Consider the following 11,709-nt stretch of genomic DNA (forward strand, 5'->3'; position numbering starts at 1 on the left):
GAATGAACGTCCATAAAAAAGAAGTCATCCGCCTGCTCGAAACGATCGCATTGTACATGGAGATCAAAGGGGAGAACCCGTTTAAGGTGAACGCGTTCCGCAAAGCGGCGAGCGCGTTGGAAGCGGACGAACGTAGCTTGTCGGAAATCGGCGATTTCACCGCCATTCCCGGCATCGGCAAAAGCACGGCAGCGATCATCACCGAGTTTGTCGAAACCGGTTCATCATCGGTGCTAGAGGAATTAAAGCGCGACATTCCGGAAACGCTGCTCGCCTTGCTTACGATCCCGGGGCTTGGCGGCAAAAAAATCGCCAAGCTGCATCAAGAGCTGGGCATTGTCGATATGGATGGATTGAAGGAAGCGTGCCTTGCGGGAAAAGTACGAGAGCTTCCCGGCTTCGGGGCGAAAACAGAAGAAAAGCTGCTGGCGGCGATTGAGGAAGCAGGCAAACGCCCCGAGCGGCTGCCGCTTGCCTGGGTGTTGCCGATGGCGGTTGATATCGAGCGCCAGCTTGCCGAAATGGATGGGGTGATCCGTTTTTCACGGGCCGGCAGTTTGCGGCGTTTGAAGGAAACGGTGAAAGATTTGGATTATGTGATCGCTACTGATCGCCCGTCCGAAGTGCGCGAAGCGCTCCTTCGTCTTTCGCGCATCCGCGAGGTGATCGCCGCCGGAGAAACGAAAGTGTCGCTTCTTTTTCAATACGATTATGAAGTGGCGGCTGATTTCCGGCTCGTCAGCACGGCCGAGTTTGCGACCGCGCTTCACCATTTTACCGGATCGAAAGAGCATAATGTGCGCATGCGCCAGCTCGCCAAAGAGCGCAGGGAAAAAATTAGCGAATACGGCGTCGAAGACCAAACGACAGGGGATGTGAAAACATTCCCTGATGAACCGGCGTTTTACGTCCACTTCGGGTTGCCGTACATTCCGCCTGAACTGCGCGAAGACGGTACGGAAGTCGAGCGGTATTCTTCGGATTATCCACTTGTCCATGTTGACGATATCCAAGGCGATTTGCATATGCATTCGGCGTGGAGCGACGGGGCGTGTTCGCTCGAGGAGCTGGCTGAGGCGTGTCGCCGCCGCGGCTACCGGTATATCGCCATTACCGACCATTCGCACTATTTGAAAGTCGCCAACGGTTTGACGCCGGAGCGGCTGCGGCGCCAGCGCGAGGAAATTGAACGGCTGAACGCGCGCTATTCCGATTTTACGATCTTAGCCGGCATCGAGATGGATATTTTGCCGGATGGGACGCTCGATTACGATGATGACGTGCTCAAGGAGCTCGATTTTGTCATCGCTGCCATTCACTCTGCGTTCAAACAGCCACGCGAGACGATCATGAAGCGGCTTGAAGCGGCGCTTTTCCACCCGTATGTCGATGTCATCGCCCATCCGACCGGCCGGCTGATCGGGCAGCGCGACGGCTATGACGTCGATATCGAGCGGCTGATCGAGCTGGCGGCGAAGACGAAAACGGTGCTCGAGCTCAACGCCAACCCGAACCGGCTCGATTTGTCGGCTGCTTATGTGAAAAAAGCGGAGGAAGCGGGGGCGTACATCGCCATCAACACGGACGCCCACCATTTGGACATGCTCGATGATATGGCGATTGGTGTGGCGACGGCAAGGAAAGGCTGGATCAAAAAAGAGACGGTCATCAACACATGGCCGCTTGAGAAACTGCAACAGTTTTTGCGCGCCAAACGAAAGAAATGAATCAGCTGGGGGTTAGATACGTGCAACAAAAAGTGCTTCACACCCTAGAATTCGATAAAGTGAAAGAGCAGTTGGTCGAGCATGCGTCATCCGCGCTCGGTTTAGAGAAAATCACCGCCCTTGTTCCGTCGTCCGACTTGGACGAAGTGGCGGTTTGGCTCGAAGAAACGGATGAAGCGGCCGCGGTGTTGCGGCTGCGCGGCTATGTGCCGCTTGATGGAGTCGTCAACATCCGTCCGCATTTGAAACGGGCGGCGATCGGCGGCATGTTAAGTCCGCTTGAGCTGCTCGAGGTGGCGGCGACGGCCGCGGCGAGCCGGCAAATAAAGCGGTTAATTGCCGACTTGCAGGAAGAGCATGGCGGGCTTATGCGGCTTGCCGGCTATGCCGATGAGCTTGCCGAAGTGCCGGCGCTGGAAGAGGACATCCGCCGCTCAATCGATGAGCATGGCGAGGTGTTGGACGCAGCGAGCGACCGTCTTCGTTCGCTCCGGGGGCAAATCCGGACGGCCGAAGCGCGCATCCGCGAAAAACTCGAAAGCATTATCCGCTCGCCATCGGCACAAAAGCGGCTGTCGGATGCGATCATTACGATCCGCAACGACCGGTACGTCATCCCAGTCAAGCAAGAATACCGCGGCGCTTACGGCGGCATTGTCCATGACCAGTCGGCGTCCGGGGCGACGCTGTTTATCGAGCCGCAGGCGGTTGTCGAGCTGAATAACGCGCTGCGCGAGGCGCGGGCGAAAGAAAAGCAAGAAATCGAACGCATTTTGCGCGAGCTCTCAGCCAAAGTGGCCGAACAGGCCGAACCGCTCGAGCGGGCGGTTGCGGCACTCGCTCATTTGGATTTCTTGTTTGCCAAAGCGAAATACGCGCGCCGGCTACAGGCGGCAAAACCGGCAGTTAACAATCGCGGTTACCTCCGCTTTTTGCAGGCGCGCCACCCGCTGCTCGACCAAGACAAAGCGGTGCCAAACGACATTGTATTGGGCGGTGATTATACGACAATTGTCATCACTGGGCCGAACACCGGCGGAAAAACGGTGACGTTAAAAACGGTTGGCTTGTTGACATTAATGGCGCAAGCCGGGCTGTTTATCCCGGCGTCCGACGGGTCGGAAGCGGCCGTGTTCCGCGCAGTGTACGCGGATATCGGCGATGAGCAGTCGATCGAACAAAGCTTGAGCACGTTCTCGTCCCATATGGTCAATATCGTCGACATTTTGCGCCACGTTGATGAGGAAAGCCTTGTGCTCTTTGATGAGCTCGGAGCGGGCACCGACCCGCAAGAAGGGGCGGCGCTTGCCATTGCTATTTTGGACGAGGTGCACGGGCGCGGGGCGCGGACGGTGGCGACGACGCATTATCCGGAGTTGAAAGCGTACGGCTACAACCGCCCCGGGGTGGTGAACGCGAGCGTTGAATTTGACACCGAAACGCTCCGCCCAACGTATAACTTGTTGATCGGCATCCCCGGCCGCAGCAACGCCTTTGACATCTCGCGCCGCTTAGGGCTCGATGAGCGGATCATCGAGCGGGCGAAGGCGCAAGTGAGTGCTGAAACCCATAGCGTGGAAAACATGATCGCTTCGCTCGAGCGAAGCAAAAAGCAAGCCGAGGAAGATGAGGCGCGGGCGCGCGTGGCGCTTGAGGAAGCCAAGCGGCTGCGCGCCGAGTGGGAACAGAAACTCGAAGAGCTGGAAGACGAAAAAGCAGAGCAGCTCGCCGAGGCGGCGCAAAAGGCGGCCGACATCATCCGTGCTGCCGAACGCGAGGCGGAACGGGTGATCCACGAGCTGCGCCGCCTGCAAAAAGAAAAGCAGGCGGAAGTGAAAGAGCACGAGCTTATCGCTGCGAAACAGCGGCTCGCTTCTGCTATGCCGACGGTGGAAAAACGGAAAAAGGCGAAAAAAACGGCGGCGCGCCATGCGTTCCAGCCGGGTGATGAAGTGAAAGTGACGAGCTTAAACCAAAAAGGGTATTTGATCGAAAAAGTGTCAGAGGACGAATGGCAAGTGCAGCTCGGTATTTTGAAAATGAAAATTCGCGAGCGCGACTTGGAGTATATCGGCAGCGCGCCGGCCAAAGAAGTGACACCGATTGCGACGGTGAAAGGCAAGGACGCCCACGTGAGCCTCGAGCTTGATTTGCGCGGCGAACGGTACGAAGATGCCCTCGTTCGGCTGGAAAAATATATTGATGACGCTGTACTTGCCGGCTATCCGCGCGTCTCGATCATCCACGGCAAAGGAACAGGCGCGCTTCGCCAAGGAGTGCAGCAGTTTTTAAAACAGCATCGGGCGGTAAAGAGCTTCCGGTTCGGCGCGGCGAATGAAGGCGGCACTGGGGTGACGGTCGTCGAACTGAAATGATAAGGGGAGAGAGTGATGACGCCGTTTTGGGAGCACGACATGGTGAGAACGGCGGCCAATTTCAGCGTCGCGGTGTTGTGCATCGTCGTGTTTTTGGCCGTGTTTGAGCTGGTGACGAGATACAAAAATTGGGAGGAAATCCGCAACGGTAATGTGGCGGTGGCGATGGCGACGGGCGGAAAGATTTTTGGCATCGCCAACATTTTTCGCTATGCGCTTGACCGCCATGAGTCGCTGTTATCGATGGTCGGCTGGGGCGTATATGGGTTTTTGCTTTTATTGGCGGCATACTTTATTTACGAGTTTTTGACGCCGAAGTTCAATATTGATGAGGAAATCGCCAACGACAACCGGGCGGTCGGCTTTATTTCGATGGTCATTTCTGTCGGCTTGTCGTTTGTGATCGGCGAAGGCATTCAGTAAAGGGGAACAAAGCGATGGACGCAGTAGTGAAAGGGCTGTTGATCATCGTCGGTCTACTGTTGGTCGGCGGCATTGTGTATATGGCGGTGCGCAACAGATCGATGGATGTGTTGGCGAAAATTTTGTTTGTCATCTGTGCCTGTTTTCTTTTGACGGGGTTGATGTATTGGTTTTGGTGACGCTGGATATAGTTCCAGCGTTCTTTTTTTGTGATGAAAAATTGAGAATAATAGAATAAAATAAGAGCAAGGGGGGATTGTGATGGAAAAGCGATGGCTCGCTCATTATCCGCCGTCCATTCCTGCTACGCTCGACTATCCAAAGAAAACGCTTTCTGGCTATTTGCGGGAGACGGCGGAACAATTCGGAGACCATGAGGCGATTGACTTTTTGGGCAAAACGATGACGTTTCGCGAGCTGTACGAGCAAGCATTGACATTCGCGCATTATTTGCGGACGATCGGATTGAAAAAAGGGGATCGGGTGGCGATTATGCTGCCGAACTGCCCGCAGGCGGTCATCAGCTACTACGGGACGCTCCTAGCCGGCGGCATCGTCGTGCAGACGAACCCGCTTTACACCGAGTATGAGCTTGAATACCAGCTGAACGACAGCGGCGCCTCGGTGCTCGTGACGATGGATCTTCTGTATCCAAAGGCGGAAAAGGTGAAAGGGAGGACGCCGGTCAAACATTGGATTGTCACGAGAATGCAAGATTATTTGCCCACGGTGAAGAAATGGCTGTATCCGCTTGTGCAGCGGAAGCAAAACATGCCCATCGTCCGCATCGCGGAAAGCGAAACCGTTCATCTGTTCCGCACGATCGTCAGTCAGAAGGAAACCGCTCCGATCGGGGTGGACATCGATCCGGTGGAAGATGTGGCGCTGCTGCAATATACAGGCGGCACGACGGGACATCCGAAAGCGGCCATGTTGACGCATCGCAACTTGATCGCCAATACGCTCATGTGTGCCCATTGGGTGTATAAATGCGAAAAAGGAAAAGAAACGGTGCTCGGTGTGCTTCCGTTTTTCCACGTGTACGGCATGACGACGGTGATGAATTTGTCCGTGATGATGGCGAGTAAAATGGTGCTGCTCCCGCGCTTTGATGTCAAGCAAACATTAAAAGCAATCGAGCGCACCCGGCCGACGATGTTCCCAGGCGCGCCGACGATGTACATCGCTTTGTTGAACCATCCGGATTTGCCGAAATATGATTTATCCTCGATCAACGTCTGCATCAGCGGCTCCGCTCCGCTGCCGGTCGAGGTGCAGGAGCAGTTTGAACGGGCGACGGGCGGAAAGTTGATTGAAGGCTATGGGTTAACCGAGGCGTCCCCTGTCACCCATAGCAACTTCCTTTGGGATGGCGAACGGGTGAAAGGAAGCATCGGCGTTCCGTGGCCGGATACGGACGCGAAAATCATTTCCTTGGAAACGGGTGAGGAAGCAAAGCCGGGAGAGCGTGGAGAACTCGTCGTGCGCGGGCCGCAAGTGATGAAAGGCTACTGGAATCGTCCGGAAGAGACCGAGCAAGTGCTGCGCGACGGATGGCTGTATACAGGTGACATTGGATATATGGATGAGCGTGGGTATTTTTATATCGTCGACCGCAAGAAAGATGTCATTATCGCCGGCGGTTACAACATTTACCCGCGCGAAGTCGAAGAAGCGCTGTATGAGCACCCGAAAGTGCAGGAAGCGGCCGTGATCGGCGTTCCGGATCCGTACCGCGGCGAGACGGTGAAAGCGTTCGTCGTGTTAAAGCCGGGGGAGATGTGCAGCGAACAGGAGCTTGACGCGTTTATGCGCCAGCGCCTGGCTGCTTACAAAGTGCCGCGCATCTACGAGTTCCGCAGCGAATTGCCGAAGACGACGATCGGCAAAATTTTGCGCCGCGTGTTGGTGGAAGAGGAGAAAAAGAAGCTTGACAAATCGGCAGAATTGCCCGTAAAATGAAAATATGAATGATGGTTCATTCATTTGGCGGATGGAAAGTGAGAAAAGGAGAATCCATATTGCGGAGGGAAAAGCCGAAATTTAAGCAAATCATTGACGCTGCCGTCGTCGTCATCGCCGAGCACGGCTACCATCAAGCACAGGTGTCGAAAATCGCCAAGCAGGCCGGTGTCGCCGACGGCACGATCTACCTTTATTTTAAAAACAAAGAGGATATTTTAATTTCGCTTTTTCAGGAAAAGATGGGGGCGTTCATCGAGAAAATTGAACAAGAGACAGAAGGAATTTCAAGCCCCCTAGAGAAATTGTATGTATTGGTGAAAACTCATTTTTCCGCCCTCGCCGCTGATCCGCATATGGTGGTCGTGACGCAGCTTGAGCTGCGCCAGTCGAACAAAGAGCTGCGCCATCGCATCAATGAGGTGCTGAAAGGATATTTGCGGCTCATCGACCGCATCATCATGGAGGGGATGGAAAAAGGGGAGTTTCGCCAAGATTTAGACGTCCGGCTCACTCGGCAAATGATCTTTGGCACCCTGGATGAAACGGTGACGACGTGGGTGATGAACGAGCAAAAGTATGACTTGGCCGCCCTCGCCGATCCGGTGTACGAACTGCTCGTCAAAGGGTGCGCCGCCGGACGTTAGGAAAGGCAGAAAGGGGAGAGGCTTCATGAATTTTTTTCGCGTAGCGAAAGAGGAGTTCGTCGCTGTCGTGACGTTTTCGCGGCCGCCGGCGAACGCCCTTTCATCAGCGGTTTTGAAAGAGCTTTCAACCGTGTTGGACGAGCTTGAGATCGACCCGGACGTGCGCGTCGTGTTGCTTCATGGCGAGGGGCGGTTTTTCTCAGCCGGCGCCGATATTAAAGAATTCACGTCCATCGCTTCCGTCGAGGAGGCATCCGGCTTGTCGCGCAACGGCCAACTCGTGATGGAGCGGATCGAACGCTTTTCCAAACCAGTCATTGCGGCGATTCACGGCGCCGCATTAGGCGGTGGGTTGGAGCTGGCTATGAGCTGCCACATTCGTGTGGTGGCGGAAAACGCCAAACTCGGCCTGCCGGAGCTGCAGCTTGGCATCATCCCTGGATTTGCTGGCACGCAGCGGCTTGTGCGCTACGTCGGCTTTGGTAAGGCAGCCGAAATGATGTGGACGAGCGAGCCGATTACCGGCGCAGAGGCTGTGCAATGGGGGCTTGCCAACAAGGCGGTGCCGGAAGAACGGCTTCTTGACGAGGCCAAAGCGCTGGCGAAAAAGATCGCCGCCAAAAGTCCGCTTTCCGTTCGGGCGGTTATTGAGTTGCTTAACGCCGCCAAGGAAAAAACGTTCGTTGAGGCCGTGCGCGAGGAAGCGGAATGGTTTGGCCGCGTGTTTGGATCCGAGGATGCAAAAGAAGGCGTGCAGGCGTTTTTGGAAAAACGGCCGCCCGTCTTTAAAGGGAAATAATCTTTGTCAATATCTGAATGTTGGAACATGAAACAATGTTCAATCAAACCGAGGAGGGAACGACATGAACATTTTTGTGTTGATGAAACGCACGTTTGACACGGAAGAAAAAATCTCCATCGTCAACGGCAAGATTAACGAGGAAGGTGCTGAATTCATCATCAACCCGTACGATGAATACGCCATCGAAGAGGCGATCCAAGTGCGCGACAAACACGGCGGCGAAGTGACAGTCGTCACCGTCGGCAGCGAGGAAGCGGAAAAAGAGCTGCGCACAGCGCTCGCTATGGGCTGCGACAAAGCGGTGCTCATCAACATTGACGACGATGTCGAAGAGCAAGACCAATATACGACCGCGAAAGTGCTCGCCGAATACTTAAAAGATAAAAATCCGGATTTGATTTTGGCCGGCAATGTAGCCATTGACGGCGGCTCCGGGCAAGTCGGCCCGCGCGTGGCGGAATTGCTCGGCATCCCATACGTGACGACGATTACGAAGCTTGACATTGCCGACGGCGGAAAAGTGACCGTTGTGCGCGACGTCGAGGGGGATGAGGAAGTGATCGAAACGTCGCTGCCGCTCCTTGTCACCGCCCAACAAGGGCTGAATGAGCCGCGTTACCCGTCGCTGCCAGGCATTATGAAAGCGAAAAAGAAACCGCTTGATGAGCTCGAGCTTGATGACTTGGATCTTGACGAGGACGAGGTCGAGGCGAAAACGAAAACGATCGAAGTGTTCTTGCCGCCGAAGCGGGAGGCAGGAAAAATTTTGCAAGGCGAGATTGCTGATCAAGTCAAAGAGCTTGTCGGGCTGCTCCGCTCCGAAGCGAAAGTCGTTTAAAACGGCAGACGGTGCGGTTGTCGGCGCTCTCTAACGGACGGAAACCATGAACAATAAGGGTAGGGGGACTGAAACATGGCACGCAAAGTATTAACATTGGCAGAAGTTCGCGACGGATCGCTGCGCAATGTTTCGTTTGAAGCGATCGCAGCGGCCAAAACGATCGCTGAAGGCGGGGAAGTTGTGGCGGCGCTCGTCGGCGATCAAGTGCAAGCGCATGCAAATGAGCTGATTTTCCGCGGGGCGGATCGCGTCGTTGTCGTTGAGCATCCAAACTTGAAATTTTATACGTCCGACGGCTATTCGCAAGCGATAAAAGCGGTGATCGACAAAGAAGAGCCGGAAGCCATTGTCTTTGGCCATACAGCGCTCGGCAAAGACTTGTCGCCGAAGCTGGCCGTGAAGCTGGACGCCGGCCTTGTTTCCGACGTGGTGGCGGTCGAAGAAGCGGGCGGCAACATTGTGTTCACGCGCCCGATCTACTCCGGCAAAGCGTTTGAAAAGAAAATCGTCACTGACGGCATCATCTTTGCGACGGTGCGCCCGAACAACATCGCGCCGCTCGACCGCGATGAATCGCGTTCCGGCAGCGTTGAATCGATGGCGGTCGAGATTAAAGATTTGCGCGCGATCGTCAAAGAAGTCGTCCGCAAAACGGCCGAAGGAGTCGACTTGACGGAAGCGAAAGTGATTGTCGCCGGCGGCCGCGGCGTGAAAAGTGCCGAAGGGTTCCAGCCGCTCAAAGAGTTGGCCGAAGTATTGGGCGGTGCGGTCGGCGCGTCGCGCGGGGCGTGCGATGCCGGCTATTGCGACTACTCGCTGCAAATTGGTCAAACCGGGAAAGTCGTGACGCCAGACCTTTACATCGCCTGCGGCATCTCAGGCGCCATCCAGCACTTGGCGGGCATGTCGAACTCGAAAGTAATCGTCGCCATTAACAAGGACCCGGAAGCGAACATTTTCAAAGTGGCCGATTACGGCATTGTTGGCGATTTGTTCGAAGTCGTTCCGCTCCTGACCGAAGAATTCAAAAAGCTGAAAGTGCATTCGTAATCAGCCCAAACGGGTGGCGTGGCACGCGCTGCCCGTTTTTTCTTGGATAAATTCCACCGCGAAGCGAATATTAGAAACGAGGCAAAATATTCGCGTCGTTTCAAATGTCCATGGTATACTTTGCTTGCAGCATTCTAGCATATGGGAGGGATTTCGCATGGCCATTATCAATGCGACAGATCAAACATTCGCCGCAGAAACGAAAGACGGCGTCGCGCTCGTTGACTTTTGGGCGCCATGGTGCGGCCCGTGCCGCATGATCGCTCCGGTGCTTGAGGAGCTTGATCAAGAAATGGGCGACAAGGTGAAAATCGTCAAAGTCAACGTTGACGAAAACCAAGAAACAGCAGCGAAATTCGGCGTGATGAGCATTCCGACGCTGCTCGTGTTCAAAAACGGCGAACTTGTCGATAAAGCGATCGGCTACCAGCCGAAAGAAGCGCTTGTCCAGCTTGTCGGCAAACATGTGTAACTTGGCGGAAGATCCACGGTTCGATGAACGTGGATCTTTTTTATTGGCATGGTGTTCTTTTCATCACGCAGAGATGAAACATGTCCTCATTTTAGCAAAGACTTATTGACAGTGAAAATCATTATCTATTATAATAAATCGTGTTAATGAAAATCATTATCAAAATAGCGGGGGGATACATAATGTCCTGGAAATGGAAGTGGATGGCCGTGTTCACGGCCGCGGCGTTGGCGCTTGCCGCCTGCGGCCAAAGCGAACAGACGGCGAGGACAGAAAAAGAAAACAGCAATCAAACGGCCGTAGAGAAACAAGAAGAGACGAAAACGGAGACGAAAACGGAAGAGGAAAGCGAACAGGCGGACGTGGATTACGCCGGTGCCTTCAGCGAAGCGTTGGCGGAGCTTGATAAAGCAAAACAGGGCGCGACGGTTGATTTCGCGAAAGTGGAAAGCTTATACAAAGAAAAGCTGCAGCCGCTTGTGCAAAAGCGCGATGCAGAGTTGGAGGATACGCTTGACCAGCATATTACGACGGCATTGGCTGCCGGAAAAGACGGGTCGCTTGAGCCGATGGTCGTCAAGCAAATTTTTGATAAGTTGATGCAAAAAGTGTTTTACACGACGATCAAACACGAGTTTACTGAAGCGGAAGAACATTGGGCCAATAAAGAGGAAGTGAAAGAAGAGATCGAGGAAGCAAAAGCGTTTTACGCGATTTTGCAGCCGACGGTGGAAAAGCGTGATGCGGCCTATGGAACGAAGTTAGTTGACGCGATCAGCGGCGCGTTCGCGCAAATGGAGCAAGCGGTCCAAAACGACGATGCGCTGGCATTCGCCCTCGGCAAGCAAGTCGTCGATAAAACGTTGATGAAAACATTTTACTTAGCGAGCGGAGCGCTGCCGCACGGCTACGCGGCAAAGGCAGCGGCTGCGGCGAAAGAAAGTGCCGAAGAGGCAAAAGTGAAGCAGGCGGAAGGCTGGGCGTTTTATCAGTCCGTCTATCCATATATGAAACGGCATGCGGCCGAGGAAGCCGACTATATTTTGAAACAGTTCGACTTGCAGACGGACGTCAAAACGCTCGATCCGAAAGCAGTGAACCACGCGTTCGTGCGTGGATGGGCGAAAGTGGCCCTTCATGAGTATGAAGAAAGCCAAGAAAATTGGGGGCAAGACAAGTCGGTGATCACCGCTTTAGAAGGTGCGCTTTTTATTAACATGATGGAAAATGATATCAAAACGCTGCTCGGCAACGAGGCCTACAACACCTTGAACGATCAAGCGACACACTACTTAGAAGCAGCGAAGGCGAAAAATAAAGCTGAGGGCGACAAATGGCTGCCGCAAATTGAAGCCGCGCTGCAGCAAGTGATTGAAAAAGCAAAATAATCGCTGACAGGGGTGTCCGCAG

11 protein-coding genes are annotated in these 11,709 nt (G+C 54.3%); all 11 read left to right on the top strand.

The genetic code is table 11. The features are described from left to right. Positions 1-2: 2 nt before the first annotated feature. The 11 genes from polX to B9L21_RS02585 all read left to right on the top strand — a co-directional run bounded on the left by polX (position 3) and on the right by B9L21_RS02585 (position 11,687). Complete coding sequence (gene polX / locus B9L21_RS02540) at positions 3-1,727, top strand: DNA polymerase/3'-5' exonuclease PolX (protein WP_063165067.1); 1,725 nt, start codon at positions 3-5, stop codon at positions 1,725-1,727. A 20-nt stretch (positions 1,728-1,747) separates the two neighbouring features. Further along, positions 1,748-4,102: an endonuclease MutS2 gene (locus B9L21_RS02545; RefSeq protein ID WP_318825729.1), complete on the top strand. Its 2,355-nt coding sequence runs from the start codon at positions 1,748-1,750 to the stop codon at positions 4,100-4,102. A 15-nt stretch (positions 4,103-4,117) separates the two neighbouring features. Beyond that, positions 4,118-4,525, top strand: coding sequence for a DUF350 domain-containing protein (locus B9L21_RS02550; protein ID WP_063165069.1), 408 nt, complete (start codon positions 4,118-4,120; stop codon positions 4,523-4,525). 14 nt (positions 4,526-4,539) lie between these two features. After that, positions 4,540-4,704 carry a hypothetical protein gene (locus B9L21_RS17530; RefSeq protein WP_168157869.1) on the top strand — a complete coding sequence of 55 codons (165 nt, stop codon included), beginning with the start codon at positions 4,540-4,542 and terminating at the stop codon, positions 4,702-4,704. Positions 4,705-4,786: 82 nt separating this feature from the next. Next, positions 4,787-6,487, top strand: a complete 1,701-nt coding sequence (locus tag B9L21_RS02555) for a long-chain-fatty-acid--CoA ligase (protein WP_063165070.1) — start codon at positions 4,787-4,789, stop codon at positions 6,485-6,487. Between the two features lie 59 nt (positions 6,488-6,546). Then, positions 6,547-7,134 (top strand): TetR/AcrR family transcriptional regulator, encoded by a 588-nt coding sequence (locus tag B9L21_RS02560; RefSeq protein WP_063165071.1) that lies wholly within the window; start codon positions 6,547-6,549, stop codon positions 7,132-7,134. 25 nt (positions 7,135-7,159) lie between these two features. Beyond that, positions 7,160-7,933: an enoyl-CoA hydratase gene (locus B9L21_RS02565; protein WP_063165072.1), complete on the top strand. Its 774-nt coding sequence runs from the start codon at positions 7,160-7,162 to the stop codon at positions 7,931-7,933. A gap of 64 nt (positions 7,934-7,997) precedes the next feature. Further along, positions 7,998-8,774 carry an electron transfer flavoprotein subunit beta/FixA family protein gene (locus B9L21_RS02570; protein WP_063165073.1) on the top strand — a complete coding sequence of 259 codons (777 nt, stop codon included), beginning with the start codon at positions 7,998-8,000 and terminating at the stop codon, positions 8,772-8,774. 75 nt (positions 8,775-8,849) lie between these two features. After that, positions 8,850-9,827, top strand: a complete 978-nt coding sequence (locus B9L21_RS02575; RefSeq protein WP_063165074.1) for an electron transfer flavoprotein subunit alpha/FixB family protein — start codon at positions 8,850-8,852, stop codon at positions 9,825-9,827. A gap of 157 nt (positions 9,828-9,984) precedes the next feature. Next, the gene (gene trxA / locus B9L21_RS02580; protein WP_063165075.1) at positions 9,985-10,299 is read left to right on the top strand and encodes a thioredoxin; all 315 of its coding nucleotides are present in this window, start codon (positions 9,985-9,987) and stop codon (positions 10,297-10,299) included. A 182-nt stretch (positions 10,300-10,481) separates the two neighbouring features. Beyond that, on the top strand, positions 10,482-11,687 hold the full coding sequence (locus B9L21_RS02585) for a hypothetical protein (protein WP_063165076.1): 1,206 nt from the start codon (positions 10,482-10,484) through the stop codon (positions 11,685-11,687). Positions 11,688-11,709: the final 22 nt, after the last annotated feature.

Origin of the sequence: Geobacillus uzenensis (genome assembly GCF_002217665.1) — a bacterium.
GTDB classification, from domain to species: Bacteria; Bacillota; Bacilli; order Bacillales; family Anoxybacillaceae; genus Geobacillus; species Geobacillus subterraneus.

What these genes read in the sequence shown, in the direction of transcription:
- B9L21_RS02550 (WP_063165069.1), top strand. Translation starts at nt 4,118, where the DNA reads ATGACGCCGTTTTGGGAGCACGACATGGTGAGAACGGCGGCCAATTTC.
- B9L21_RS02575 (WP_063165074.1), top strand. Translation starts at nt 8,850, where the DNA reads ATGGCACGCAAAGTATTAACATTGGCAGAAGTTCGCGACGGATCGCTG.
- polX (WP_063165067.1), top strand. Translation starts at nt 3, where the DNA reads ATGAACGTCCATAAAAAAGAAGTCATCCGCCTGCTCGAAACGATCGCA.
- B9L21_RS02570 (WP_063165073.1), top strand. Translation starts at nt 7,998, where the DNA reads ATGAACATTTTTGTGTTGATGAAACGCACGTTTGACACGGAAGAAAAA.
- B9L21_RS02555 (WP_063165070.1), top strand. Translation starts at nt 4,787, where the DNA reads ATGGAAAAGCGATGGCTCGCTCATTATCCGCCGTCCATTCCTGCTACG.
- B9L21_RS17530 (WP_168157869.1), top strand. Translation starts at nt 4,540, where the DNA reads ATGGACGCAGTAGTGAAAGGGCTGTTGATCATCGTCGGTCTACTGTTG.
- B9L21_RS02565 (WP_063165072.1), top strand. Translation starts at nt 7,160, where the DNA reads ATGAATTTTTTTCGCGTAGCGAAAGAGGAGTTCGTCGCTGTCGTGACG.
- trxA (WP_063165075.1), top strand. Translation starts at nt 9,985, where the DNA reads ATGGCCATTATCAATGCGACAGATCAAACATTCGCCGCAGAAACGAAA.
- B9L21_RS02585 (WP_063165076.1), top strand. Translation starts at nt 10,482, where the DNA reads ATGTCCTGGAAATGGAAGTGGATGGCCGTGTTCACGGCCGCGGCGTTG.